Source organism: Pseudoalteromonas sp. NS-SX12, assembly GCF_057367955.1.
In genome coordinates this window covers 485,914-511,690 of record NZ_CM170634.1, presented here as the reverse complement: position 1 = coordinate 511,690, position 25,777 = coordinate 485,914, and the positions used below count along the sequence as shown (strand labels likewise).

Below are 25,777 nucleotides of genomic sequence, written 5' to 3'. Positions count from 1 at the left end.
GTATTAACTATAAAATGCGCATCCAGTATTTTATTAAACAGGCTGTAATTGTTTGTTTAAAGATTTTGCGACAATCTAAAAGGTAAAAAATGAGTCAGCATAAACAGGGTTTGTTAGAAAAGCTCGAAAGCAAACAGGCGGTTATTGGTATTTTAGGTCTCGGCTATGTTGGACTCCCTCTTGTACTTAGATACGCTGAAATTGGCTTCAAAGTTATTGGAATTGATATTGATACCAACAAGGTAGATGCTGTTAATAATGGTAATAGCTATATTGAACATATTCACTCAGACCGTATTAAGTCTGCCTTAGAGAGTGGATTTGAGGCAACTACTGATTTTTCAAGGGCATCTGAAGCTGATGCACTTATTTTATGTGTCCCAACTCCTTTAAATAAGTACCGCGAACCTGATTTAAGCTATGTTATCGATACAACTGAAGCTATTGTACCTTATTTAAGAAAAGGTCAAATTCTATCACTTGAAAGTACTACTTACCCAGGTACCACAGAAGAAGAGTTGTTACCTCGAGTAGAATCAGCAAATCTAAGCGTAGGTGATGATTTCTTTTTAATTTATTCTCCAGAACGCGAAGACCCAGGTAATCCAAATTTTGAAACTCGCACAATACCTAAAGTGTGTGGCGGTCATACGGAAAACTGTGCAGATGTTGGTATTGCGCTCTACTCACCAGCAATTGATCAAGTAGTGCCAGTTAGTTCAACAAAAGCGGCAGAAATGACTAAACTACTTGAGAATATTCATCGAGCCGTCAATATTGGTTTAGTGAACGAGATGAAAGTTGTAGCAGATAAAATGGGTATAGATATTCATGAAGTTATTAAAGCAGCTGCGACTAAACCTTTTGGCTTTACACCTTATTATCCGGGGCCTGGTTTAGGTGGTCACTGTATTCCAATTGACCCATTTTACTTGACATGGAAAGCGAGAGAGTTTGGTCTTCATACTCGTTTTATTGAGCTTGCTGGTGAAGTGAATACAGCTATGCCTGAGTGGGTTATTAATAAAACAGTTGATGCTTTGAATTCGCGTGAAAAGTCAGTAAAAGGTAGCCGAGTATTAGTGCTTGGCATTGCATATAAGAAAAATGTTGATGATATGCGAGAGTCTCCTTCGGTTGAGCTTATGGAAATCCTGCGAGAGAAAGGGGCTATTGTTCATTACTCTGATCCCCATGTGTTAAAGTTTCCTAAAATGAGAGAGCACAGCTTTGACCTTTCGAGTGTTGAGCTTACTCCGCAATCTCTAGATACTTATGATGCTGTAATTCTTGCTACAGATCACGACGACTTTGATTATGAGCTTTTACAACAACACAGCCAGGTGATTATCGATACACGTGGTAAATATACTCAGTCATTCAATAATGTTATTAAGGCTTAGGTAAAGAATGAAAAAATTCGCGCTAATAGGTGCCGCAGGTTATATTGCACCGCGCCATATGAAAGCAATTACTGAAACAGGTAACGAGCTCGTAGCAGCAATGGATATTAATGACTCGGTCGGTATTATCGATAGTCATTCACCTGATGCTGAATTTTTTACAGAATTTGAGAAGTTTGCACTATATGTTGAAAATGAAGCGCTTAAAGGGAACAAATTAGACTATATTTCGATTTGTTCGCCTAACCACCTTCATTACCCTCACATGCAATATGCTTTGCGTTCAGGTGTTGATGTAATATGTGAAAAACCACTTGTACTTAACTCACAAGAAATTGATGTGTTAAAGCAATATGAAGAAATTTATGGCACTAAGGTAAGCACTATTTTACAACTGCGCTTACACCCTTCAATTATTGCCCTTAAAGAAAAAGTAGCTAATTCTGCACCTGATGAAGTGTTTGATGTTGACCTAACTTATATGACATCACGTGGTAAGTGGTATATGACTTCATGGAAAGGTTATGATCATATGTCTGGTGGCGTAGCTACCAATATAGGTGTGCATTTTTACGATATGTTACATTTTGTTTTTGGTGATTTAAAAGCAAATGAAGTTCATCATAGGGATGAAAAAACTGCATCGGGTTACCTTGAATATGAAAAAGCGCGCGTCAAGTGGTTCTTATCAATCGATGCAAACAACCTTCCAGATATTGCCATCAAAGAAGGCAAACGCACTTATAGAAGTATTACTATTGGTGAAGAAGAGTTAGAGTTCTCAGGAGGTTTTACGGACCTGCATACCCGCAGTTACGAGGAAATATTGAAAGGTAATGGATTTGGCCTCGAAGAGAATAGAGTTGCAATAGAAACAGTAGAAGCGATTAGAACGCTGGATATTGTGGATAGCCCAGATAAGGCACACCCACTTTTAGCTAAAGTTAAATAATTTAAAATGAGGTGAAAGCCTCATTTTTTTGGATCTTAGAATGACATATTTTAAACATGACTCAGCGATCGTTGATAATGGAGCTGAAATTGGTGATGACTCTCGTGTTTGGCACTTTGTGCATGTGTGTGGCGGTGCAAAAATTGGAAAAGGTGTGTCTCTTGGGCAGAATGTCTTTGTTGGCAACAAGGTTACTATAGGGAACGATGTTAAAATACAAAACAATGTTTCTGTATACGATAACGTGACTCTTGAAGATGGTGTTTTTTGTGGCCCAAGTATGGTTTTTACCAATGTTTACAACCCTCGCTCATTAATCGAAAGAAAGTCTGAATACCTTGATACCCTTGTTAAGAAAGGCGCTACGTTAGGTGCTAATTGCACTATTGTATGTGGTGTGACTATAGGGCAGTTCTCGTTCGTGGGGGCAGGGGCAGTTGTAAATAAAGATGTACCAAATTATGCCTTGGTTGTAGGTGTTCCTGCTAAACAAATAGGTTGGATGAGTGAATTTGGTGAACAATTAGATTTGCCCCTGTCAGGTTCAGCTGAGGTAAAATGCAAGCACACCAATGCCCGTTATATTTTGAAAAATGATGTCGTAATCAAGGAAAGCTAAGTAATGCAGTTTATAGACTTAAAAGCCCAATATAATCATTTGCAGGATAAAATTAACTCTCGCATCAATAATGTTTTAGACTCAGGTCAATATATTATGGGCGATGAGTGTAAAGAATTAGAAGCCAAGTTAGCTGCTTATGTCGGTGTTGAGCATGCTATTGGTGTTGCAAATGGTACAGATGCACTTCAGTTGGCCCTTATGGCATTAAATGTTGGCGAGGGCGACGCTGTTTTTGTGCCTTCATTTACTTTCTTTGCATCTGCAGAAGTTGTAAGTCTTGTAGGTGCGACCCCTGTATTTGTTGATGTAGATGCGCGTACTTTTAATCTTTGTATTAATAGCCTAGAAAAACAGCTGAATGATACGATTTCAAAAGGCAAGCTTAGACCAAAGGCAGTAATCGCTGTTGATTTATTTGGTTTGCCAGCTGATTATGAAGCTTTGTCAAGGTTAGCACAAAAATATGATTTAAAGATTGTTGAAGATGCTGCGCAAGGCTTTGGCGGTACGCTAAATGGTAGAAAAGCAGGTGGCTTTGGTGATATTGCAACGACAAGCTTTTTTCCTGCTAAACCTCTTGGCTGTTATGGTGATGGTGGTGCGGTATTTACTAATGATGTAAAGCTTGCCGAAATGGTTAAGTCATTAAAAGTACATGGCAAAGGGCAAGATAAATACGATAATGTACGTATTGGCCTAAATAGTCGCTTAGATACGATTCAGGCAGCGATACTGCTGGAGAAGTTGGCTATTTTTGATGAAGAGCTTATTGCTCGCAATAAATTAGCAGATTTTTATTCAGAAAATATTAAATCTGAATTTATTAAACCGTTTGTGCCTGCAAATCAATCTAGTTCATGGGCGCAATATACTTTGCAGCATGAAGAGAGAGACACTGTGATGGCACATTTAAAGCAACACGGTATTCCAAGCATGGTATACTACGCCACACCTATGCATTTGCAGACTGCTTTTTCACACTTAACTTATAGCTCAAGCGACTTAGCTATCAGTGCTAAGTTGAGTAAAAATGTATTTAGTTTACCAATGCACCCATATATGAGCGAAGAAGATGCTCAAAAAGTAATAAACGCAATCAATAGTTTTTAATATGAAGATAATTACCATTCTTGGCGCTCGTCCTCAGTTTATTAAAGCTGCGGCTCTTTCGAATGCCATTGAGTCACACAATCAAGTTGACGGCAATAAACACATCGAAGAAATTTTAGTGCATACTGGGCAGCATTTTGATGCCAATATGTCTGATGTATTCTTTGAAGAGTTAGGTATAAAAAAGCCAAAGTACAATCTTAGCATTTCAGGTGGTAACCACGGTGAAATGACTGGCAAAATGCTAATTGAAGTTGAAAAGGTATTGCTAGAAGAAAAGCCAGATTGGGTGTTGATTTATGGTGATACAAATTCTACCTTGGCAGGTGCACTTGCTGCATCTAAGTTGCATATTAAAGTAGCGCATGTTGAGGCAGGGCTGCGTTCGTTTAATATGAAAATGCCTGAAGAGGTTAATCGTATTCTTTCTGATAACGTTTCTAGTTTACTGTTTTGCCCTACAAATGTAGCGGTAGAAAACTTAGCAAAAGAAGGTATCACCAACGGTGTGTGCAATGTGGGTGATGTAATGTTTGATGTGACTTTGCATTATCAAAATATTGCGAAAGAAAAAGTAACTTTGGAGCAGTTTGATGTTTCTGAAAAAGGTTACATACTATCGACAGTTCACCGTGCAGAAAATACCAATTGCCCTGAGCGTTTAAGTAATATTATTAAAGCATTAGCTGAAATAGCAAAAACGACAGACGTTGTTCTACCTTTACACCCTAGAACTCGTAATATTATTGAGTCTCAAGGTCTTGAAGAACAATTGGGTAATATCAAAATTATTGAGCCAATCTCTTACCTAGAAATGTTACGATTAGAGATGTCTGCACAGTTAGTTCTAACCGACTCAGGTGGTGTACAGAAAGAAGCTTACTTCAACTATGCACCATGTGTAACAATGCGCGATGAGACTGAATGGGTTGAAACCATTGAAATCGGTGCTAATGAACTTGTCGGTGCTGATTATGGTGCGATAATTGCGGCTGTTAAACGAGCGCAGGCTAAAGATATTTCGTCACTTGAACAAGTTTACGGTGACGGTAAAGCTTCTCAGAAAATAATTGATGAATTGCTTAATTATTAATAAGCATAAATAAAAAAAGCCGCATATGCGGCTTTTTTTATTTTCCAAATAACTTGGCTTTGAACAGTTTAGAGAAGTATACCGGTAATACTAGCTGACGCTTCCAGCGCCAAGGCTCTTGTACTAAGCGGTAAAGCCACTCTAAATTGTTATTGATGTAAAATTCTGGCGCCCGTTTTAAATTTCCTGCAATAATATCTAACGCTCCACCACAGCCTGTAGCAAAAACATTGCTTACTTGATTTGTTAGTTTATGGGCAAAATACTCTTGCCTTGGGGAGCCCATCGCGATCATTACAACTTGAGGTTTTATTTTTGCAATTGCATCAATAACGTCTTGTTGCTCATGGTAGCCATGCATATTGCCTACAAGATTAATGTTAGGATATCGCTGCTTAATAATCTCGATTGCTTTGTTATGTGTTTCTTCTTTTGCACCCACAATAAATAATGCCCAGCCATACTTATTGCATTCTTCTAGTGTCATAATCGGAAAGTTGATTTTTGCAGAGTGCTTTTTATGAAGCCATTTCGCACCAATAACCGCACCTGCGCCATCAGGGTAAGGGTAAAGTGAGTTATCGATGATCTCTCTAAGCTTGGCATCTTCTTTGTATTTGCTTAGCTTTTCGGCATTAATTGCAACCGAATAACCAGTTGACTGATTATCTACAAATTCTTTTATTTTTTGGCGTGCCTCATCCTCGGTTACGGGATAACAAGGGCAGTCCAGAATTCGTACAATTTCAGTCATAATGTTGGTGTAAATAGCTTTAAAAGGGCGTAGATGTTAGCACAAATAGATAAAAGATGTGAATTATTCACATTACTTTTGAAATTTGAATAGTGTAGAATTGGGCGGCTTTGTCAATCTAGATAGGAAACGATAAGTGGAAGCTGTTGTTAATGATAAAAAAGCACTTGGTGAATTGGATTTATTAAGTGCTTTGAAGCTAATGTGGAAATTCAAATACTTAACATTGCTAGGTACTTTATTAAGTGCAGGGTTCTCTGTTTGGATTGCTCTATCTATTCCAAATAAGTACTCCTCTATAGCGAAACTTACTTTAGCTGAACAAGATAAAACAAGTAGCTTAGCATCAATGGCTGGTGGGTTAGGAAGTTTAGCATCAATGGCGGGAGTTAACTTAGGTGGTAAAACTGATAAAAGCTTTTATTATAGTGAGTTACTCAAGTCCAAAGCATTCATTCTCCCTTTTATTGAAAAATATGAACTAGCGCCCGCTCTTATTGCTGCTAATGGGTGGGATATTAGCTCAAAAGAGTTAAAGTTTGACCCTGAAGTATATGATGTAGATAACAAAGCATGGACTCGGAAAGTAGTTTATCCATTCACAAACCCTCCGTCAGATTGGGAGCTGTATGAAGCTTTTAGACGTGTAGTGAGTTTCGAATATGAAAAAAAATCCTCTTTGATTACAGTTCGTGCCAACTTTTACTCTCCTTATTTTACACGTGATGTTGTTACTAACTTAATTCTAGAATTTAATGAAAAGGTTCGGAGTGAAGATATTGCAGAAGCACAGAAAAGTATTGCCTATTTAGAAAAAGAAATAGCAAAAAATAATATTGTAGAGCTAAACCAGCTCTCGTATAACTTAATTACAGAAAACAAAAAGACCTTGATGTTGGCAAATATTCGTGATGAATATGCTTTGAAAACCATTGAGCCAGCAATAGTTGTTGAGAGAAAAAGCGGTCCTAAGAGAGCAATGATTTGTGTTGGAATTACTTTGTTTGGGGCATTACTTTTCATTTCGTATCCTTTTATACGTTTATTTACCTCTGAGTTTGCTGATAAGCTAAAAGCGAGTTAGGTGGAAAATTGGCGCTGGTATATCTTTTTGGCATAGCAACCTTTTTTCAAACAGCACTAGCTGGGGCTGTTTCACCTCTTTTCTCAATGTTAGATGAAGTTTTTCTTTTAGTCGCTATAGTTTATTTGGCAATAAAAAAAATTGAAGACAAGGAGCTTAGAGCATTAAGAGGGTTGCTTATTTTTCTATTTTTTATTTTTGTTGTGACTTCTTTTAATTCATTTGGTCTCCGTCCAATATGGATGATTGTTCTACAATCAATCATTCACCTCAAATTTTTTATTTTTTTGGTTTTTTTCATCGTGATATTAGATGGGAGGAAATGCTCTTCTCTTGTACACGTTCTTTTTGCTTTAACTATATTAGGCTTTTTATTAAACCTTGCGCTCGGTGATACAATGAATGATTGGGTAGGCGCGAGAGTACAATATCGCTTAGGAGAACTCAGGCCTGTTGGGTTTCAAGCTGATACTGGAAATCTAGGTTCAATGGCTGCATTCTGTTTTTTATTCTATATGTTTAGAAAAGGCGTTGTAACAATTGCTAAGTTTTGCTTAGCTACATTAACAATGCTAGTTTTTGGTGTGCTTTCAAGTGTGCGAACTCCTTTTATATCTATTGTATATTCGACTATTGGAGCAATTGCTAAATCACCCAAAATACTTTTTGCAGGCTTTATAGTTACTGCAATAGTGGTTGGGGTTGGCCTAAACTTTGGATTACAAGAGATCCTTATCAAAAATTGGGAGATCACTGTTGCTAATTTTGACTGGTTGGATGATCCTGTCGCTTCTGCTTATATTCGCGGTATTATGATTTACTTCGCATTTGCACTGTCTTTTGAGTATTTTCCATTTGGCACTGGTGCTGCATCCTATGGGACGGTGTTATCTGAAGGTAGTTGGGTTTATGGGAAAATAGGGCTAGCTACCTCACGTTTCTTTTTAGAAACTGATGGAATATATGATTCAAACTTTTCGTCGATTTTAGGCGAATACGGATATTTAGGCTTGTTCTTATTCATTTTTACTTTTTATCGCTTTTATCGTTATTTCATGAAGCAATCAGGCGAATTGAAATATGGAGTATTAGCGTTTTTCTTGTTGATTGCTACATATAGTTTGGTAAATCCAATTTTTATGAATGCTTACTCTTCGATCTTATTTCCTATTATCTTAGTTGCACTTGTGAATGGCCGCAGGGATACATCGCCCGATGCTAAATAAGTTTCTGGCTTTATTTGCTACAGGTGCACCTGGGCTTTCTCGCTTATTATTTGCAACAGTTCTAGGGATTGTGTTTGGCTCGGAAAATAGCGTGAATGTACTGACAGATTTTGCATTTGTAATAGGCTTAAGCATGGTGCTTTCCCAAGGTTTTTCTCTTCTTTTATTAAAAGCACAATACGAAGATAAGGAACTTCAAACTCTACTGGGTAGTTACCTATCAATTTTTCCTGCGGTAATTATATTATTTTCAATATATCAAGCAGGTGTACTGCATTATTTTATACCTAGTTTAACCCTTTTTTGTGGTTTGGTTGGTTATCAAAACTTACGTCATAAATGGATTAGACAACAGCTGTTTAAAAGTGCCGTTGTCGCTGAAGTACTTTTATTAATTGGGTTTCTTATTGGTAGTTTAGTACTGTTTTATTTAGATAGTATTACACCTAAATCAATGTATGTATTATTTTCTAGTTTGTTGGTTTGCTGTTCTCTGTTTGAGGCTTTTAAGTTTTGTACGAAAAAAATCACATTCAGTGGGTTTGGTAATATATTTTCACAAGCTCTATATATTGGTGCAAGTAACTTTCTAACTGGAGGGGTTATTTGGGTAATGCCTAAGGTGTCAGAGTATTTGTTTCTGCCACATCAAGTTGTGATTATTTCTAGTTTATCTTTCTTGTTGGGTCTTATTACCTTGTTACCTAGAACCTATTTAAATTTACAACTAGAAAAGTTAAATAACGCTGTAGAGTTAAGAAGTAGAACTGCGATAGATAAAATAAATAATAACCTTAAATGGGTCTTGTTATTCCTTTTACCTTTAATATCCGTGTTAACAACTCTTTATTCTTTTTTTACGATGAGTAAATTTGAAGAATTCTGGCAAGAAGTATTACTAATTAACTTATTCGCTTCGTTGGTGTTACTTGTTTCACAGAGAAATTTGATTACAAGTACCGTTATGACATTACTTCATAAAAATGAGTTCACTTTAAAATTTAATGCAGTTTATTTTTCTCTGCTGACGGTTAGTGTGATTGTTTTTGCTCTATTCAAAGAATTGAATGGATCAAGTGAAATTTTTGTTTATTGTTTTTATATTGTAATGCTACTGAGTATTGTTGTTAGAAATTATTTATTAGAAAGTCAAATGAAGCGGGAGTTTAGGTTGCTATGAGAGGTCTTTATTTAAATGCTTCTATTGATAAATTATATAATGAATTCGAATCTATAAATGACTATTCAGGTCTTATTGTTACTGAAATTCACAACCAAAAAATTTGCCTAAAATACGATAAGAGTGAGTGGCCAAATAAACCTGTAATTGATTCTGAGAATGGTAGGTGGTTTTGTTATGGCTGGTTCATTTTTAACGGTATTAAAAATGACCTTGAGGGGTTAACTAAAGCATATGATGCAGAAGGTTTAAATTGTTTTAAGCAAATTTCAGCGGGTATGTTTACGCTTGCTTATATCACTAGGGCAGAAGTAAAAGTTTTCACTGATCCGTTAGGTTTATCTACCCATTATATTGACCAACGCTCTGATAATTTAACGGTAGCACCGTCTCTTCAATGTTTTGATAATAAAAAACCGGATACAGCATATCAAAGTATTCTAGAAAAACACGGTAGTCTTTTTGGTAATTACACTGCATATTATTCAATTTATCGTTTAGAGCCTGGTGCCTGTACAACTTTGAGTCGTACGACTAAATACTACTCGCCTGACTTCGAAAGTAAAACGCCATTAAATGACGTGATTGAGTTTGTTAAACAATTAAGTAGTTATTGGCCAAAAGAAGAAAAATCAATAGCCATAAGCGGAGGTATGGACTCTCGCCTCATACTTGCTTGTGGGGAGTATGCATTTGGCTATACCTATGGACCTGAAGATACAGGAGATAGGCCTGTTGCACGTCAGTTTGCTAAAGATGTCGATAAATATGATGAGTTTAGTTACCTAAAGCCACCAAAATTAGCATCAGAAGAAAAACTGTGTGAATTGATGTTTAGTGGGGCTTCTTCATGGGCTTATCGCTTATTATCTGCTTATTATTATGCGAAACAGCAGTCACCTTCTACGCATGTTTTCTTTGATGGGTATTTAGGCGATGTGTTGCAAAGAGGTGCATATTTGAAGTTTTCAGGCGTGGTAGGTGAGCTTTTTAAACTATTCCCAATTCTTTATAGAACTAAAATTTTCTCCGCTGAAGATATTTTACAAAAGCGATACCCCTCTTTAACAAAGGGAGAGCTATCTCTTTTATTAGATGATTATAGGGCCCGCACAGGAAATTTAAAGACTTCTGATGAGTTTGCGAAATTAACATATTATGAGTTTGTATATGGAAGAGGTGGACGCTATATCATAAACGGAGGCAACATAACTTGTGGGCAATTATTTACAGTAATTCCTGTATTTACTGAGCTTAATATTTTTCATGCGTTCTTATCAAATAACCTGATAGACAGTGCCAATTATAAATTTATTGAAAGCGTATGGGAAAATGTGCCAACTCGCTTTAAAGAAGTGAGAACTGAAACTGGGTTTAAGCCTAGTTGGCCTGCTTTTCTTATTCCATATGTACACTTTTTTAATAGAGTGAAGTTGCACTTATTGCCCGGTGGAAACTATGGCAGAGAGCATGCAGAAGCTAAAAGAAAAGGGCTTTAATGTTAGTTTCAGTATACATGCCAACACATAACCGTAGTGAGCAATTGCTTAAAGCAGTAGATTCTGTTCTTTTTCAAACATATTCTAATTTAGAGCTGATTGTTGTTAATGATGGTTCTAGTGATAATACAGCTACCATTCTTGAGTCGATAGTTGAGAGAGATAAAAGAGTAAGAGTTTATCATCATGAGAAGCCTTTAGGAGCCTGTGCAGCGAGAAATACAGCTATAAAGCATGCGAAAGGTGAACTAATAACTGGTATTGATGATGACGATGAATTTATTCATAACCGCATAGAGCTACTAGTCGCGAATCTAAAAAACTATAGCTTTGTTTGCTCGGGCTATTATTGGCAAATGCCTAACAAAACAAAAAGACTCTTTTGCAGTGATGGTGTTGTTACCTTGTCAGATATGCTTGATATCAACTCTGCATCTAATCAAGTATTAACTAAAACAGAGTATTTACGTGCTATTGGAGGGTTTGATGAAAATCTACCTTCTTTTCAAGACTATGACTGCTGGGTAAGGTTATTAAACATGTTTGGCGATGGATACCGAATTAATACCCCTACTTATATTGTTAAGGCAGATCATGATAGCTATCGGATAAGCTCAGACAAAAACAAAAAGCGCTTAGGCTTTACATTGTTTTATAATAAGCACAAACACTTAATGTCTAATAGAAATATAGCTAATCAAGAATTTAGAAAAAAGGTTACAAGTGGCGAGAGAGTTTCGATTTATTATTTATTAATGTCGATTAGGTTTGGTCTAATAAACTATAAACTGCGAAGTTACTTATCTCAAATTAAACCAAGTTGAAGGAATATTAATTACCTTCTTACTTAAAGCTTAAGTGTTTGTCTCTAAGTGCTTTTTGTTTTTATCAAATAGTTGATGATTTATCCCTCAAAACACTTTTATAAAACACAGAACATATTTTTACAGAACAATAAGGGGTGGTACCAGAGTTGGAGGTAATTCTAATTTTATAGAACTTTATTGGCGAATAGTGTAGCCTCAAAAGAAAGTCTATAAAAAACAATGTCAACTCAGTTCAAGTTGATATTCACGGAACAGACGACTTTTTATAGTAACTAAATTATTAGGAACCTTTATCATTAAAAGGAGTTTTAAGTGCGTATTCACACCTTGCTATTATTTTGTTCTCTATCTCTATTTCTATCTCTATCCGTCAAAGCTATAGAGATATCACTAAAGTATCAGAATCAAATATCTGTAATTGATGTGTCAGGGGACACAACAATAGATGAAATAGAAAAGTTCGCTGCGAATAGATTTAATCTTGATAATGAAAAAGTGTTTATTTCATATGAGAAAGGAGTGTTAAACAGTCAATTGTCGCTTTCAGATTATCATATAAATGAAGATGTGATGTTAGATATTTTTCAATCATTACCTGTCTTGAAAAGTGGGAATTACGACTTTATTCCTTTGGACGTAGAACCTGGCGTAGAGGGCAGTTCGGGCACAAAAGCATTATTTGCTGAGAGTGATACTGGTTTGTATTATGTTGCAACATCTCCCTCTACTGGTGTAGCAATTTATTACTTTGATCGAATTACACGTTTAAATAATCTAGTTTTCAGCTATGCAGAATACTCAAATGAAAAAATTACGTTTTTAAATGTCTTTAATGATGTGCTTTATTTTTCCGCTACTAGTCCCGAAAACTCTAATATGACCATATGGCAATATCACCCAGATACACATGCTTCTATGTTGATCGAATCAGTGAGTAACGGAAGTCAAGAGTTTGCTATTTATAATAATGCGATTTTCTATTCTGGTTTAAATGCAGAGTTTTGGGTTTATGATTTAGAAAGTAAATCAAATCAACGAGTCAAGTCACTATACCCGTATATAGCAGAGCATAGTCGAATAACGGAACCCAAAAACTTTAAAATAGAAAACGATATTTTATATTTTATTGCATCAAATGTAACGGGATGGGGGAGCACAAGTGATATTGAAAGCGGCTCTGCAGTTATGTCATTAGATCGATCTCAAGGGGTCAGTATGATCGCAGCCTCTCATTACGGAGAAATTCCCGGTGACTATCAAGTCACTAATTTAGGTGTAGCTTACACCTATACATGGGAGCGTTACTGCGATAGTAACCTTGCTATTGTTGGTGTGAATCCGATGATGGAATGGAGGACAAGTTCCTATTGTGAGCCTCTTTCTCAAATACTGTTCAAAAATCAAGAGAGTATTTATTTTCATCGCCATTATAGTGCTCATTCACCGGAGTTATATCCGTCGGATGTTTGGGTCTACAAAAATGGCAGCATTCAAAATATTGCCGAAGGTTATGATGGCTTGCTATCAGAAAATCTCTCTGTTGCTGATTTTGTACCACTAAATAATGCTACTTATTTCATCAGTGCTAATGATGGAGTCTATTCGCATCACGATGAAGTGTTACAAAAAATTCACTCAGATAAGAACGTTTATGAAATATCGGACCATAATAGTGGCTTAGCACTTTTATCAGATAGCTCTTTAAAATATTTAGATGTGCAATCCAATAATTCAGATGATATTTTATATTTTAATGAACAATATCGTTTGAGTGATGCACACTACTTAAATACAGCTGGGCATAATAGAGAAATGCTCTTCGTTCATGCTGATCTTGTTTGGCAAGGGAAAGAACTCGGAGAAGAGTTTTTAATGGCACTACCTCATGAGAGTGCTCAAACAATAGTTATTGAAGATATTGAACCGGTAGATTTCCTTACAGGAGAAAATCAACGTATTTTGGTTAAAGCTTTCAGTGGTGTAAAAGAATCTTTCAATTTTTCGATTCAAAAAGGTCCTGAGTGGCTTGCAATTGATTTACTGTCGGGTGTTATCACTGCTAAGGCACCAGTTGGCTCTGCTGAGCAAACATTCGAAGTTGAAGTTGTAGTTACTCAAGGTCAAGCTTTATCGACGATCAAATTTCCAATCCAAATAATATTAGATACCGATGGTGATGGGATTGGTAATAATGATGATACGGATGATGACAACGATGGTGTTCCTGACGATGAAGATGCTTTTCCATTAGATGCAACTGAATCAGTTGATACAGATGGAGATGGTATTGGCAATAATGCTGATATGGATGATGATAATGATGGGGTTCCTGACGATGAAGATGCCTTCCCATTAGATCCGACAGAAGCCTTAGATACAGATGGTGATGGTATTGGCAATAATGCAGATACTGATGATGATAACGATGGAGTTGCTGATGGCGCGGATGCCTACCCATTAGATAATAGCCGTACAGTTTTAGAGAATCGAGGTGAAGAAACAGCTTCATCGGGTGGTTCAATGTTTCTATTCTTACTATTTATTATGGGTTTCATCATTGCTCGGAGAAGTGTTCGGCTAAATTAAATAAGAGTATTTATATTGAAACGTATGTTCATACTATTAATGATTCAAAGGAAAAATTAGTAGTATGAAGCGTTTATAACTTCGAATACCGACATTTCTTTTTATTAATTGTATCTTGATGACAGAAATTTCTAGCTACTATCGGCTAATAGGCAATCCTCTCTTGATTTTTGAACGAACTGCAATGCATAATTCTTAACTTTCACTAGTGGGCTTCTATCAATTTTTTGGCCATTGGGCTAAATGTTTTTCCAATAGGTGTCCATCCTTTCAAAAGCGGTATTTTAAATAGATGAATTTTATGAAGACTAATTTACTTAGAATACATTTGATCTTGGCTTTCTTGAAGTAAAACAGAAGTAATAGTTTGTTGAAGAGTTTATGAATATTTTAGTTATTACAAATATGTGCGCTTCAAAAGAGAATCCTTATCAAGGAAAGTTTGTTCGCAACCAAGTTTCAGCTATAAAAAACTCAAAAAATTTGGATGTTAGTTATTTTGAAATGCCCAAAGAAGCTCGTGATGCTGGGAGCTTTTTAAAGCGTTATGTACTGTTTTTATTGGCTTTTTTTAAAGGTTTTATTTTTAGCCGAAAAACGTTTGATATTATTCATGTTCACTTTTTCTTTCCTACGATAGTGCTGGCATATTGCTATAAACTATTTCGTAACCCCAAAGTGAAATTGGTAGCGACTTTTCACGGTAGTGATGTGTATCACTATGAACCACCAAATAAGGCTTATCGCTTTTTATTTAGTAAGTTAGATCATGCAATTTTTGTTAGTGAGCCATTAATGCAGCGCTGTGCTTTGAAAGCGAAGAGTATGTCAATTATAAGCGCAGGTATTGCTGATGAATTTGCTCCTATTGGAAGCAATAAAGAGTTTGACCTTATTTTTGTAGGGACGTTAGATGAAAATAAAGGTATTCAGAGGCTCTTTGACATATTGGATTCTGTACAAAATACTTCTTTAAATATCGCTATTGCTGGAGAGGGGCCTTTAAAGCAAGATTCTATAAAGAGCGCTAACCAATCGAGTCATAGGATCACGTTATTCGGCTATGTTGAACAAAAGAGCTTAATTGAGTTGTATGCAAAAAGTCGTTACTTAATAAATTTAAGCGCAAACGAGTCATTTGGTTTAGTACTAACAGAGGCAATGGCTTGCGGAGTGCCAGTTATTGCTACTGCAACGGATGGTGGTAACGCGCAAGTTAAAGAATCTAAAAATGGATACTTATTACCGTGTGTTTCTAAGTTTTCAGCTAATGACTGGGCTGCTAGCCTTCAAAAAATACTGAATAATAATGATTATAAATCTTTGTCTGAAAATGCTATATTGTGCGGCCAGCAGCAGAAACTCTCTGTTGTTGCTAACAAAGTAATCAGTGTTTATAGAGAATTACTAAATAAATGAGTTCTAACTGCCGTCTTGAAAGCATATCCGTAGGTCAAATTAAAGTTAAGCCTTTTTCTAATATTGAGCATGTTTTATCTCAAATTTTTTTTGAGAATAGAGTCGTTCCAGGTATTGCTATCGCAATTAACCCAGAAAAAGTATTAACTTGTGAAAATGATATTCAAGCGCGAAACTCCGTATTAAATGCAACTATCCCTTACGCTGATGGGATTGGTGTAGTAAAAGTGCTTGAAAGAAAGACGGGGCAAAAGCTAGCAAGAATTGCTGGTGTTGATCTATGGCAAGCTGTAATGAAACAAGCAGGCCTAGAGCAATCCAGAGTATTCTTAATTGGTTCAACTGACGAGACTCTGGTAAAGTGCCGCAATAAATTACAACAAAGGTATCAGGTCAATGTGGTAGGCTCTGAGAGTGGTTACTTTTCTGACTATGAAGCGCTTATCGCTAATATTAAAGCAACAAAGCCAGATATAATTACGATTGCTATGGGGTCACCTAAACAGGAACTGCTAATAGAAAAATTAAAAAGTAGCGGTATTTCTGCTTTTTATATGGGCGTTGGTGGTACTTATGATGTCTTCGTTGGAAAAGTGAAACGAGCCCCAAAAGTTTGGCGATTGTGGCATTTAGAGTGGCTATATCGTTTGTTAAGACAACCTACCAGAATAAAGCGTCAATTTAAGTTGTTAAATTTCTTTTTTCGCTACCTTAAAAACGATTTATAGTGAAACTATAATTGTTTGCTCATTGCAGAACATGTTATCTTAAGCCGTTTTTGGCACCTAGCGATAGATAAATTATGATTTTTAGTAATATTTCAGTAGTTGGTTTGGGTTATATTGGTTTACCAACAGCTGCGGTTATTGCTTCTCGTGGTATCAATGTAACTGGTGTCGATATAAATCCTGAAACAGTTGATACTGTAAATGAAGGTAAAGTGCACATTGTAGAGCCTGATCTTGATATTATTGTCAAAAGTGTTGTGGCTGTTGGTAAATTAACTGCTTCTAGGCAAGCTAAAGAATCTGATGCATTTCTTGTTACTGTTCCAACCCCGCTAGATAATAAACTTAATGCGGACCTTTCGTTTATTCAATCAGCTGTAGAGTTAATAGCTCCAACCCTAAGGCCTGGCAATTTGGTGATACTTGAGTCTACATCACCTGTTGGAGCTACAGAGCAAATGGCTAAATGGTTAGCTGAAGCTCGTCCAGACCTTATTTTTCCGCAACAAGACCCAATTAACCCAGATGTTAATGTGGCTCATTGTCCTGAGAGGGTTCTTCCTGGGCATGTGATACGAGAATTAGTTGAAAATGACCGTGTTATTGGTGGTATGTCACCGGGGTGTTCTGAAAAAGCAGTTGCTCTTTATAAAACTTTTGTTAAAGGTGAGTGTTTAATTACTAATGCTCGTACTGCAGAAATGGCTAAGTTAACTGAAAACTCATTTCGTGATGTAAATATTGCATTTGCCAATGAGCTGTCACTTATTTGTGATAAGTTGAGTATTAATGTTTGGGAGCTCATAAAGCTTGCTAATCGCCACCCTCGTGTAAACATATTAAATCCAGGCCCTGGTGTTGGTGGACACTGTATAGCGGTTGATCCTTGGTTTATAGTGAGTTCAGCGCCTGAAGAATCTAAGCTGATTAAGCAAGCTCGATTAGTTAATGACGCTAAACCAAGCTATGTTTTAAATAAGATTTTAACAGAAGCTGATGAGTTTAAACGCCCCGTTGTAGCTTGTTTCGGCCTTGCTTTTAAAGCAGATATAGATGATTTACGTGAAAGCCCAGCGCTTGATATTACGCTTTCTCTAGCCAAGCAAAGTAATTTTGAAGTTTTGGTGGTCGAACCTAATATTGACGCTTTACCACTAGAGTTTGAGGGGACGAACGCTAAATTAGTCTCCTTAGAGCAAGCATTCGAACAAGCTAAGGTGATGGCAGTTTTAGTTGATCATACGGAGTTTAGAGCTGTTAGGACTGAAATGTGGGCAAATAAAGTTGTGATTGACAGTCGTGGTATTGTGTAAAGTATTGCTATGAAAGTATTAACTGTGTTTGGTACGCGCCCTGAAGCAATAAAAATGGCGCCATTAGTAAAGGCTCTGAGAAATGAGTCGGAAATTGAAAGCAAAGTTTGCGTTACCGCACAGCATCGAGAAATGCTTGATCAAGTGCTGGCTCTTTTCAATATCACTCCCGATTATGACCTAAACGTTATGCGAACTGGTCAAGATTTAACTGATATTACGTGTAGTATTTTAAAAGGCTTAAAGCCCGTTTTGGCTGAATATAAGCCAGACTGGATCCTAGTACAAGGCGATACTACAACCACTATGGCTGCATCACTTGCTGCATTTTATCAACAGATAAAAATTGGTCATGTGGAAGCTGGTTTGCGTACAGGTAATTTGTATAGCCCTTGGCCAGAAGAAGCAAACCGCACAATTACAGGGGTTATTACAGAAAAGCATTTTGCACCAACTGAGGGGGCTGCAAATAACTTACTGCGCGAACATGTTAAACCTGAAAATATAGTGGTTACAGGTAACACGGTAATTGATGCACTATTACAAATTAAAAATGACGTGCTTACTGATGAGAATATCAAAGCCGAGTTTGATGCCAAATTCTCAGCTTTTAGCTCTAAACCTTATGTGTTGATCACGGGTCATCGCCGTGAAAGTTTTGGCGGCGGTTTTGAACGTATTTGTCAAGCGATAGCAACACTTGCTGATAAATATCCTGAACACAATTTTGTATATCCAGTGCATTTAAATCCGAATGTACAAGAACCGGTAAACCGCTTGTTAGCTGAACATACAAACGTTATGTTAATTGAGCCGCAAGAATATTTGCCTTTTGTTTATCTTATGGATAATGCGCATATTATTTTAACTGACTCAGGTGGTATTCAAGAAGAAGCGCCATCACTAGGCAAACCAGTTTTAGTAATGCGTGAAACCACTGAACGCCCTGAAGCGATTGAAGCAGGTACAGTTAAGCTTGTTGGCACAGATGTAGAACTAATCGTGAATTCAGTTTCAGAATTGATAGATTCTAAAGAGGCATATAACAAAATGAGCTTTGCCCATAACCCTTATGGCGATGGAAAAGGCTGTGCACGTATTATTGATGCACTATTAAGTTAATGATTAAAGAAGCTAGTAGTTCAATTACGTTACAATCTTCTTTTTGCATTAATTATTCAATCTGAACTTTTTTCGTTTATATGTTCAAATAAATCGTTATTTGCTTTCTCACAAAAATTGATAAATGATCGTAATAATTAATGATTTATTCGAGATTCATCTTTGAACTACGACGTATTTAACGGTGATGCCGATGGCATTATCGCTCTTCTTCAATTGCAGCTTGCAAACCCTTTTGAAAGTAAAAAAATCACCGGTGTAAAACGCGATATTCAATTGCTTAAACAGGTAGATGTTAAGCCAGATGATAAAATTCGTGTACTTGATATCTCAATGGAAAAAAACATGGAAGCGCTTAATAAGTGCTTAGATGTTGGTGCAAATGTCTTTTATGTCGATCATCATCGCGCAGGTGATATTCCGCAAAATGATAAACTAAAAGCCCATATTGATTTGGATGCAAATACCTGTACTAGCTTAATTGTCAGTAATTTACTCGAAAAGCAATTTCATCTTTGGGCTATTACTGCAGCGTACGGTGATAATATGATTGCCACCGCAGATGCAGAGGCCGATAAACTCGGATTAACACAAGAGCAAAAAGACAAGCTAAAAGCGTTAGGGATTTATATTAACTATAACGGTTATGGTAGTTCGATTGAGGATTTACATTTTCACCCAGAAGCGTTGTTTGAACTATTGCTTGATTATCCATCACCTTTGCAAGTTATAGAGCAGAAAGACTCGATTTTTTACCAATTAGAATCGTTATATGAAGCCGACATGGCAAAGGCGCAAGCTGCTCAAGTGATGTATGAAAGTGATGCGGTCAAAGTTATTTTATTGGAAGATGCACCATGGGCGAGGCGTGTTAGCGGTGTTTTAGGTAATGAGCTCGCAAATCAATCACCAAATAAAGCGCATGCGGTACTCACTCACCATAAAGAGTCGGGCTATACTGTGAGTATTAGGGCGCCATTAAATAATAAACAAGGTGCAGATAAAGTAGTCACTCAATTTGCGACCGGTGGTGGGCGAGCAGCAGCAGCTGGAATAAACCAACTAAGTGAAAGTGAACTCACACGATTTTATCAAGTATTTGGCGATTATTACTCATAACGTTTAAGGATTTAACAAATGACGGTACTGGTTACTGGTGGGGCGGGGTATATTGGTTCGCATACTGTAGTTGAGTTTTTGCAAACGAATTTTGATGTTGTGGTAATTGATAACTTATCAAATTCATCCGAAGAAGCGTTAAAGCGTGTTCAGCACATCACAGATAAGTCAGTAACATTTTATCAAGGTGATATTTTAGATTCTGACCTGTTAGATTCAATTTTTACTAAGCATAGTATTGATAGTGTTGTTCATTTTGCAGGGCTAAAGTCTGTGAATGAGTCTATTACCATGCCGCATAAGTATTATGAGAATAACGTTCAAGGCACGCTCAATCTGCTCGCAGCAATGGATAGAGCAGGTGTTAACAAATTAGTCTTTAGCTCGTCTGCAAATGTTTATGGTACGCCAGAATCACTACCTGTCGTTGAAACCGCTCCGGTAGGGGGAACAAGTAACCCTTACGGAACATCTAAATACATGGTTGAACGTATTTTACAAGATTTAGCCGCATCAAATGAAAAATGGCGTTTTGCAATTTTACGTTATTTCAACCCAGTAGGTGCGCATAAATCAGGCCTGATTGGTGAAGATCCTAACGATATTCCAAACAATTTGTTGCCTTACATTTCACAAGTCGCTATCGGTAAATTAGCTTGTTTAGGCGTCTTCGGTGATGACTACAATACGCCCGATGGTACAGGTGTACGTGACTATATTCATGTGGTTGACCTTGCACTTGGCCATCTGAAAGCGCTTAGCAAGTTAGAGTCAGCTAATGGGGCGTTAGTGTATAACCTAGGCACTGGTAATGGTTTCTCTGTACTTGAGATGATTAAAGCGTTTGAACAAGCATCAAAAAGAACCGTTAAGTTTGAAATAAAGTCACGTCGTTCGGGAGATATCGCGATGAGTTATGCAAACCCTGAAAAAGCTAAAAAAGAATTAGGTTGGGTAGCAGAGCGCGGACTAGACGATATGATGGTCGATGCATGGCGTTGGCAAAGTCAAAATCCCAATGGCTACGCTGACAACTAATTAAAAAAGGATGCTTATGCATCCTTTTTTAATGACGATTACTTGCTACCACTTAAAGGGAACAAGTCATTGATCTCATTTGGTAAAAATGGCCTGCCCTTTTCATTTACTGATGTGCCAATAACAAGTGCCTCTACGGCTACTTTGTTATCTTTTTTTCTCACTACACGTTGACGAAAACCAAATTTTAGTTTTGAAATGCGTTCTGGGCTCACTTCAACATAAAACTCGTCGCCCGGTTGCAATGAAGTTTTAAAATCAATTTCACTGCGTATTACCACCAAGTTAATTTTATCGGCTGCTAGTTTGGCAAAATCGACATTGTTTGCATATAAAAACTCGTGGCGTGCATGTTCTAGGTAATTAAAATACACACCGTTATTTACAATGCCTTGTAAATCACATTCGTAATCTCTTACTTTTAGTTCTATTCGAAAGGTCATAAATTGGTACTCAAAATCTTTTTTAGCAGTTTACCTAAATCTTTGATTAAAGAGGTATGACTTATGCTCTCAAATACGAACTTTTCTCGCTTACACAATTAACTTCTTATAAACTATGCGGCAATTACTATGTATCAAAGATGGGATGCCAAAGTGAAAACCAGCTTAAAACTCGTTTCTGCAGCTATTCTCGCGTCAATTTCAGCAACCAGTGTTGCTAATCAAGAATCAGACAATATTGAAGTTATTACTGTTACTGGTGACTTTAAAAAAGAAAGTATTCAAACGTTAAGCGCAAGTGTGCATGTACTTGGTGAGCAAGATATTGCAATGCGTAATGCCGTGCATTTGGATGAAATGCTAAATACGGCTGCTAACGTTAATTATACGTCTGGCGCATCGCGCGGACGTTTTATTCAAATTCGTGGTATCGGTTTACGTTCGCAATTTGTTGACCCGATTAATCCATCAGTAGGGTTATTAATTGATGGTATTAATTATTCTGGTTTAGGCGGTGCGGCGTTGTTGTTTGATACACAGCAAGCTGAGATTTACCGTGGCCCTCAGGGAACACGCTTTGGTGCAGATGCTCTGGCAGGCATGATCCACATTGATACAAGCGAAGCTACGACAGATGCGCGCGCCAAGTTGCAGCTCGGTGCAGGAAATTACAACTCCTATAACCTCGGTATTGCTGCTGGTGGCGGTATTGATGATGTTGTTGGTATGCGTGCTAGCGTGTACCAAAATAGCTCAGATGGTTATGTTGATAACATTTACTTAAATGAGTCTACCCAAGATCAAGATGAACTGGTTGCACGTTTTAAAGCAAAAACAGATTTCAGCGATGTGTTTGTCAGTGAATTGAATTTACATTATATCGATATTGAAAATGGTTATGATGCCTTTACCCTCGATAACTCACGTAAATCAGTAGCTGATCAGCCAGGGCAAGATAATCAAGAAAGTTACGGTGTTAGCTGGCGTAATAATTTTTCAGGTTTTGATAGTTTTGATATCAACTTTAATGTAACGGCATTAAATGCAGACACCCTCTATAGTTTTGATGAAGACTGGGTGTGTAAAGATGTTAAAAAGCCCGAGGTATGCCGTGCAGGTCTTCACCCAGACGGCTACAGTTCAACCGATGCCTATTTACGAGATCGTCAACACCGCTCCGCTGAGTTAAACCTGCAAAGTAAAGATGGCAGCTGGATTGCTGGGGTGTATTATCAAAGCAAAGACGTTGATTTAACACGCGCCTATACATGGCAAGTACAAGACTTTGAGTCAAATTATCAAATAGATAATATTGCTGTATTTGGTCAATTGGAAACACGCATTGATGATCGTACGGTTTTGATTACGGGCGTGCGTGCCGAAAATTACCAAGATGATTACTTTGATAACAATGGCTTTTCAGAATCAGGTGATGATTCAATGGTAGGCGGAAAACTTGCACTTGAGCACCAAGTAAACCAGCAAGCGATGATCTATACCAGCCTCACAAGTGGTTACAAAGTGGGTGGTTTCAATGGTGAAGCACTTGCAAAAGCTCGAGATGAAGGCGTAGATCAAAGTTTCTTTGAAACCATTAAATATTTTGACCCCGAGTATTTATGGAGTGGTGAATTTGGCGTTAAGGGAATGTCTAAAGATCAGCGCTTAGTACTTAGATTGGCCGCATTTTACATGTACCGCGATAATATGCAGGTTAAAGCTTACAAAGGGTATAAAGCGACGGAAAATTCAACCCCCATATTCGTAAGCTATTTAGGTAATGCGGGTAGTGGTCGCAATTATGGTTTGGAAATTGATGGTCGTTACCAACTTAGCGAGCGTATTAGTTTAAATGGCGCTGTTGGTTACTTACGTACCCGCATGGATGATTTTGCGAATGCTGATGGCGAAAGCAAAGACGGTCGCGAACAAGCGCAGGCTCCGCGTTACAACTACGCGTTCTCGGCACGTTTCGATGCCACTGAAAACCTGTATGTTAATTTAGGCATTGAAGGTAAAGACGATTACTATTTCTCAGATAGCCATGACGCAAAAGCCGACAGTGTAAACTTGGTGAATGCTAAAGTTGGTTACGCCCGAGACTCATGGGAAGTCAGTGCATGGGTGCGCAATATGTTTAATCAAGACTATGCCACGCGCGGTTTTGAATTTGGTAATGATCCGTACAATTACGATGAAATCCATACTTATGTGCAATTTGCTGAGCCGCGTATGGCAGGTGTAAGTTTTACCTATCAGTATTAATTCAATTATAAGTAATGTGTTTGGGTTTCAGATGCGGCCGTTAAGCTCTTCTGAAACCTGAAACCTGAAACCTGAAACCTGAAACCTGAAACCTGAAACCTGAAACCTGAAACCTGAAACCTGAAACCTGAAACCTGAAACCAAAAGCTATGAAATTATCTGTAGAAATTAGTAAATACCCGTTGCACCAAGATTATATTCCATTTATCAAAGGGTTTATTGACCGTTTAAACGCGAACGCAAACCTAGAAGTGATTACTAACACCATGTCTACGCAGGTGTTTGGTGACTACGATGAGGTAATGAACGCAGTAACGAGTGAAATTAAACGTTCTCACCAAGAATTTGGTAAGGCAATTTTTGTGTGTAAATTTATTGGTGGTGATTTATCACCTAATAAAGAGGTGTAAATGGAATTTTTATCACAAGCCTTAAGCGGTTTTACAGCAATGAGCTATTGGGAATATATCGCGGTAGCGCTTGGCCTTGCTTACTTAGTGTTTGTGATGAAAGAAAGCTTGTGGGCTTGGCCCTGTGCCTTTGTAAGTACCTTTATTTACACTCTGCTATTTTGGAACGGTGCTTTATTAATGGAGTCATTGCTGAATTTTTATTATTTGGCAATGGCGGTTTATGGTTTCTATTGTTGGAAAAATGGTAAAGAAAAAAAAGAATTACCCATCTCAAGTTGGCAGTTTAATACCCACCTTATCATTATCACAGTAACCAGTTTAATTGCACTAGCCTTGGGTTATGTGATGGATAACTACACGCATGCAGATTTTGCTTACCTAGACTCCTTTACTACCTGTTTCGCGGTAATGACTACTTACTTAGTTGCCAAAAAGGTACTTGAAAACTGGCTTTACTGGCTAGTGATTGATGCGGCATCTATTTATCTGTATCTACAAAAAGGGTATTACCCAACAGTTGTACTATTTGCGATTTATACCGGTATGGTGATTTGGGGCTATTTGCAATGGCGCCAGCATTTTCAGCTGCAAAGAGAGCAGGCTTTTGCTTAATCAATGCCAAGACTATCTAGTTAAACTTGAGTTAGAGTTTGTAGCTAAAAAAGCGCTTTATCTTACTCAAGGCGTTAATAACACCTGTTTTCGGGTTGAAACCCAGTGTGGAAAAACTCTGCTATTAAAGCATTTTGATCGTGAAAATAACTTTAAAGTGACTTTAGTTGAGCAGCATTTAGCAAAAAATGATGTTGTGCCAAACGTTATAGCGACTAGTGAAAAACATAAGCTGATTGCTTATCAATTTATTGAAAGCGTAGAGTTTAATAAACCGCTCCACCTTCAATCGTTAGTAGCAAAGTTAGTTGTTTTACATAATTTGAATAGTGATTACGATTATGAAGAGATAAATCTAAGTACACTTTTTAGTAGTTACACTGAGCTAGCAGAATATAAAAACTATCAAACAACAATTAATCAATTACTTGCGAAGTTAAAAAATTACCCATATGAACTTGGCGTGTGTCATAACGACTTAGTGCGAGAAAATCTAATATTTTCAAATAAAACGAGTTGGTTAATCGATTTTGAGTATGTGGGACTTAATGATGTTTACTTTGATTTGGCGGCGCTTTGTAGCTCACTAGCACTTAACCTCAGTGACAAAAAATATTTGTTAGCCTGCTATTTTAAGCTACCAAGCGTGTCGTCACAGCAATTAGAAAAGCTAGATTTATATCAGCAGCTTTACAATTTAATTTGTTATTTGTGGTATTTAAAGCATGGCTTTACAAGCCATGCTCAAGCGCTAAAACCGTTTATAAACGATTAAATACCACCAATACGTTCTGCTAATTCTTTATAGCGTTTAACGTCATCTTCGTTGAATTTTGCGTTGCCAGCATCGTCTTTTTCAGCCGCAATTAACAAGCTTTCACGCTCTAAACGACGGACGCGTTCTTCTTTTACGCCAAGAAATTCTGCAACTTGTTCTGTAGTCATTAATGCCATTTTGTTCTCCTAATA

At 37.2% G+C, this 25,777-nt stretch carries 24 protein-coding genes; 21 read left to right on the top strand and 3 right to left on the bottom strand.

The features are described from left to right. Positions 1-89: 89 nt before the first annotated feature. Genes AC2IOM_RS02440 through wecB (AC2IOM_RS02420) form a run of 5 tightly spaced genes read left to right on the top strand, consistent with a single transcriptional unit; the run spans position 90 to position 5,180 of the window. Complete coding sequence (locus AC2IOM_RS02440) at positions 90-1,403, top strand: nucleotide sugar dehydrogenase (protein ID WP_486359016.1); 1,314 nt, start codon at positions 90-92, stop codon at positions 1,401-1,403. A gap of 7 nt (positions 1,404-1,410) precedes the next feature. Next, on the top strand, positions 1,411-2,355 hold the full coding sequence (locus AC2IOM_RS02435; RefSeq protein ID WP_486359015.1) for a Gfo/Idh/MocA family oxidoreductase: 945 nt from the start codon (positions 1,411-1,413) through the stop codon (positions 2,353-2,355). Between the two features lie 40 nt (positions 2,356-2,395). Then, complete coding sequence (locus tag AC2IOM_RS02430) at positions 2,396-2,974, top strand: acyltransferase (RefSeq protein ID WP_486359014.1); 579 nt, start codon at positions 2,396-2,398, stop codon at positions 2,972-2,974. A 3-nt stretch (positions 2,975-2,977) separates the two neighbouring features. Then, positions 2,978-4,087: a DegT/DnrJ/EryC1/StrS family aminotransferase gene (locus AC2IOM_RS02425; protein WP_486359013.1), complete on the top strand. Its 1,110-nt coding sequence runs from the start codon at positions 2,978-2,980 to the stop codon at positions 4,085-4,087. Between the two features lies 1 nt (position 4,088). Next, positions 4,089-5,180: a non-hydrolyzing UDP-N-acetylglucosamine 2-epimerase gene (gene wecB / locus AC2IOM_RS02420; protein WP_486359012.1), complete on the top strand. Its 1,092-nt coding sequence runs from the start codon at positions 4,089-4,091 to the stop codon at positions 5,178-5,180. A gap of 37 nt (positions 5,181-5,217) precedes the next feature. Here wecB (AC2IOM_RS02420) and AC2IOM_RS02415 read toward each other — a convergent pair whose 3' ends face one another. Beyond that, positions 5,218-5,934, bottom strand: a complete 717-nt coding sequence (locus AC2IOM_RS02415; RefSeq protein WP_486359011.1) for a WecB/TagA/CpsF family glycosyltransferase — start codon at positions 5,932-5,934, stop codon at positions 5,218-5,220. 136 nt (positions 5,935-6,070) lie between these two features. Here AC2IOM_RS02415 and AC2IOM_RS02410 point away from each other — a divergent pair, with 136 nt between their 5' ends. From AC2IOM_RS02410 to galE, 12 genes are all read left to right on the top strand, one after another. Next, positions 6,071-7,018 (top strand): Wzz/FepE/Etk N-terminal domain-containing protein, encoded by a 948-nt coding sequence (locus AC2IOM_RS02410; protein ID WP_486359010.1) that lies wholly within the window; start codon positions 6,071-6,073, stop codon positions 7,016-7,018. 8 nt (positions 7,019-7,026) lie between these two features. Then, positions 7,027-8,244, top strand: coding sequence for a hypothetical protein (locus AC2IOM_RS02405; protein ID WP_486359009.1), 1,218 nt, complete (start codon positions 7,027-7,029; stop codon positions 8,242-8,244). Further along, complete coding sequence (locus AC2IOM_RS02400) at positions 8,210-9,424, top strand: hypothetical protein (protein WP_486359008.1); 1,215 nt, start codon at positions 8,210-8,212, stop codon at positions 9,422-9,424. Before AC2IOM_RS02405 ends, AC2IOM_RS02400 begins: the two co-directional genes overlap by 35 nt. After that, entirely contained in the window at positions 9,421-10,923 is a 1,503-nt protein-coding gene (locus AC2IOM_RS02395; RefSeq protein ID WP_486359007.1) for a hypothetical protein, read from the top strand. Before AC2IOM_RS02400 ends, AC2IOM_RS02395 begins: the two co-directional genes overlap by 4 nt. Then, positions 10,923-11,747 carry a glycosyltransferase family 2 protein gene (locus AC2IOM_RS02390; protein WP_486359006.1) on the top strand — a complete coding sequence of 275 codons (825 nt, stop codon included), beginning with the start codon at positions 10,923-10,925 and terminating at the stop codon, positions 11,745-11,747. The genes AC2IOM_RS02395 and AC2IOM_RS02390 overlap by 1 nt, the downstream gene beginning before the upstream one ends. 315 nt (positions 11,748-12,062) lie before the next feature. Beyond that, positions 12,063-14,336, top strand: a complete 2,274-nt coding sequence (locus AC2IOM_RS02385; protein ID WP_486359005.1) for a hypothetical protein — start codon at positions 12,063-12,065, stop codon at positions 14,334-14,336. Between the two features lie 381 nt (positions 14,337-14,717). Beyond that, positions 14,718-15,755 carry a glycosyltransferase family 4 protein gene (locus tag AC2IOM_RS02380; RefSeq protein ID WP_486359004.1) on the top strand — a complete coding sequence of 346 codons (1,038 nt, stop codon included), beginning with the start codon at positions 14,718-14,720 and terminating at the stop codon, positions 15,753-15,755. Then, positions 15,752-16,483 carry a WecB/TagA/CpsF family glycosyltransferase gene (locus AC2IOM_RS02375; protein WP_486359003.1) on the top strand — a complete coding sequence of 244 codons (732 nt, stop codon included), beginning with the start codon at positions 15,752-15,754 and terminating at the stop codon, positions 16,481-16,483. The genes AC2IOM_RS02380 and AC2IOM_RS02375 overlap by 4 nt, the downstream gene beginning before the upstream one ends. Before the next feature lie 74 nt (positions 16,484-16,557). Next, positions 16,558-17,796, top strand: a complete 1,239-nt coding sequence (gene wecC, locus AC2IOM_RS02370) for a UDP-N-acetyl-D-mannosamine dehydrogenase (RefSeq protein ID WP_486359002.1) — start codon at positions 16,558-16,560, stop codon at positions 17,794-17,796. Between the two features lie 9 nt (positions 17,797-17,805). Then, positions 17,806-18,918, top strand: a complete 1,113-nt coding sequence (gene wecB / locus AC2IOM_RS02365; RefSeq protein ID WP_486359001.1) for a non-hydrolyzing UDP-N-acetylglucosamine 2-epimerase — start codon at positions 17,806-17,808, stop codon at positions 18,916-18,918. 162 nt (positions 18,919-19,080) lie between these two features. Next, entirely contained in the window at positions 19,081-20,037 is a 957-nt protein-coding gene (locus AC2IOM_RS02360; protein ID WP_486359000.1) for a DHH family phosphoesterase, read from the top strand. Positions 20,038-20,055: 18 nt separating this feature from the next. Beyond that, positions 20,056-21,075: a UDP-glucose 4-epimerase GalE gene (galE, locus tag AC2IOM_RS02355; RefSeq protein ID WP_486358999.1), complete on the top strand. Its 1,020-nt coding sequence runs from the start codon at positions 20,056-20,058 to the stop codon at positions 21,073-21,075. A gap of 38 nt (positions 21,076-21,113) precedes the next feature. On the opposite strand, the gene AC2IOM_RS02350 is transcribed toward galE, so the two are convergent. After that, a complete protein-coding gene (locus AC2IOM_RS02350; protein ID WP_054979048.1) occupies positions 21,114-21,518 on the bottom strand; it encodes an acyl-CoA thioesterase in 405 nt (134 codons plus the stop codon). A gap of 129 nt (positions 21,519-21,647) precedes the next feature. Between AC2IOM_RS02350 and AC2IOM_RS02345 the strand changes: the two genes are divergently transcribed. The 4 genes from AC2IOM_RS02345 (at position 21,648) to AC2IOM_RS02330 (ending at position 25,583) form a co-directional block, all read left to right on the top strand. Further along, entirely contained in the window at positions 21,648-23,783 is a 2,136-nt protein-coding gene (locus AC2IOM_RS02345; RefSeq protein ID WP_486358998.1) for a TonB-dependent receptor, read from the top strand. A 149-nt stretch (positions 23,784-23,932) separates the two neighbouring features. Next, on the top strand, positions 23,933-24,193 hold the full coding sequence (locus AC2IOM_RS02340; RefSeq protein WP_100912601.1) for a YkoF family thiamine/hydroxymethylpyrimidine-binding protein: 261 nt from the start codon (positions 23,933-23,935) through the stop codon (positions 24,191-24,193). Further along, positions 24,194-24,808, top strand: coding sequence for a nicotinamide riboside transporter PnuC (gene pnuC / locus AC2IOM_RS02335; protein WP_486358997.1), 615 nt, complete (start codon positions 24,194-24,196; stop codon positions 24,806-24,808). Beyond that, entirely contained in the window at positions 24,801-25,583 is a 783-nt protein-coding gene (locus AC2IOM_RS02330; protein ID WP_486358996.1) for a phosphotransferase, read from the top strand. The genes pnuC and AC2IOM_RS02330 overlap by 8 nt, the downstream gene beginning before the upstream one ends. On the opposite strand, the gene AC2IOM_RS02325 is transcribed toward AC2IOM_RS02330, so the two are convergent. Continuing rightward, positions 25,580-25,762 (bottom strand): helix-turn-helix domain-containing protein, encoded by a 183-nt coding sequence (locus AC2IOM_RS02325; RefSeq protein ID WP_010561097.1) that lies wholly within the window; start codon positions 25,760-25,762, stop codon positions 25,580-25,582. The two genes, AC2IOM_RS02330 and AC2IOM_RS02325, sit on opposite strands and share 4 nt — an antisense overlap. Positions 25,763-25,777: the final 15 nt, after the last annotated feature.

Coding starts and splice junctions, on each gene's coding strand:
- AC2IOM_RS02440 (WP_486359016.1), top strand. CDS start 90: ATGAGTCAGCATAAACAGGGTTTGTTAGAAAAGCTCGAAAGCAAACAG.
- AC2IOM_RS02435 (WP_486359015.1), top strand. CDS start 1,411: ATGAAAAAATTCGCGCTAATAGGTGCCGCAGGTTATATTGCACCGCGC.
- AC2IOM_RS02430 (WP_486359014.1), top strand. CDS start 2,396: ATGACATATTTTAAACATGACTCAGCGATCGTTGATAATGGAGCTGAA.
- AC2IOM_RS02425 (WP_486359013.1), top strand. CDS start 2,978: ATGCAGTTTATAGACTTAAAAGCCCAATATAATCATTTGCAGGATAAA.
- wecB (WP_486359012.1), top strand. CDS start 4,089: ATGAAGATAATTACCATTCTTGGCGCTCGTCCTCAGTTTATTAAAGCT.
- AC2IOM_RS02415 (WP_486359011.1), bottom strand. CDS start 5,934: ATGACTGAAATTGTACGAATTCTGGACTGCCCTTGTTATCCCGTAACC.
- AC2IOM_RS02400 (WP_486359008.1), top strand. CDS start 8,210: ATGGCCGCAGGGATACATCGCCCGATGCTAAATAAGTTTCTGGCTTTA.
- AC2IOM_RS02395 (WP_486359007.1), top strand. CDS start 9,421: ATGAGAGGTCTTTATTTAAATGCTTCTATTGATAAATTATATAATGAA.
- AC2IOM_RS02390 (WP_486359006.1), top strand. CDS start 10,923: ATGTTAGTTTCAGTATACATGCCAACACATAACCGTAGTGAGCAATTG.
- AC2IOM_RS02380 (WP_486359004.1), top strand. CDS start 14,718: ATGAATATTTTAGTTATTACAAATATGTGCGCTTCAAAAGAGAATCCT.
- AC2IOM_RS02375 (WP_486359003.1), top strand. CDS start 15,752: ATGAGTTCTAACTGCCGTCTTGAAAGCATATCCGTAGGTCAAATTAAA.
- wecC (WP_486359002.1), top strand. CDS start 16,558: ATGATTTTTAGTAATATTTCAGTAGTTGGTTTGGGTTATATTGGTTTA.
- wecB (WP_486359001.1), top strand. CDS start 17,806: ATGAAAGTATTAACTGTGTTTGGTACGCGCCCTGAAGCAATAAAAATG.
- galE (WP_486358999.1), top strand. CDS start 20,056: ATGACGGTACTGGTTACTGGTGGGGCGGGGTATATTGGTTCGCATACT.
- AC2IOM_RS02350 (WP_054979048.1), bottom strand. CDS start 21,518: ATGACCTTTCGAATAGAACTAAAAGTAAGAGATTACGAATGTGATTTA.
- AC2IOM_RS02345 (WP_486358998.1), top strand. CDS start 21,648: ATGTATCAAAGATGGGATGCCAAAGTGAAAACCAGCTTAAAACTCGTT.
- AC2IOM_RS02340 (WP_100912601.1), top strand. CDS start 23,933: ATGAAATTATCTGTAGAAATTAGTAAATACCCGTTGCACCAAGATTAT.
- pnuC (WP_486358997.1), top strand. CDS start 24,194: ATGGAATTTTTATCACAAGCCTTAAGCGGTTTTACAGCAATGAGCTAT.
- AC2IOM_RS02325 (WP_010561097.1), bottom strand. CDS start 25,762: ATGGCATTAATGACTACAGAACAAGTTGCAGAATTTCTTGGCGTAAAA.